Source organism: Vibrio sp. 1288 (assembly GCF_033344475.1).
Genome location: NZ_JAWPOX010000961.1, coordinates 1 through 556 on the forward strand (window position 1 = coordinate 1; position 556 = coordinate 556).

Genomic DNA, 556 nt, shown 5'->3' on the forward strand with positions numbered 1-556 from the left:
GCCACGGATCACTTCGATTCGCTCAATGGCTTGAAGTGGTGGCAACCAACCTTGTTCAATACCAGGGCCATCGCTATTTGGGCGAGTTTCGCGAGTACTTTGGCGCTTACCATCCACAAGAATTAACGTGTACTTAGAGCCCATACCACGAATGCTGATATCGGTTGTATCACCACCACCAGTCACAACAACACCCGGCACACTTTTCAGTGCATCAGTCACGTCGCGGTAGTAGCGCGAGTCCAATTCTTCTCGCGAGATAACACTAATACTTGCAGGCGCATCCGCTTGGGATTGCTCATAACTTGACGCTGTCACCACGACGGTTTCCATTTTAGAAACTGAGTCGTTAGCAAATACATGAGGGACACTGACGAAGGCTAAAACACCAGTTGCAGTTAGCACTGGCAGTCTAAGAGTGGACATCTACATCTCCATAATTGATAATGATTATTATTTTCGAAGTGGGATTATTCATAAATAGAATGAGATGCATAGTGAGAGTTATGGAACGGTTCTTCCCATATATGGAATCCGTACATAACGCAGTAAGGAG

1 protein-coding gene is annotated in these 556 nt (G+C 45.9%); it reads right to left on the minus strand.

Translation table 11 applies throughout. The features are described from left to right. On the minus strand, positions 1 to 333 hold a 333-nt coding region (locus R8O11_RS30340; protein WP_318195278.1), incomplete at its 3' end, for a TonB-dependent receptor plug domain-containing protein. Positions 334 to 556: the final 223 nt, after the last annotated feature.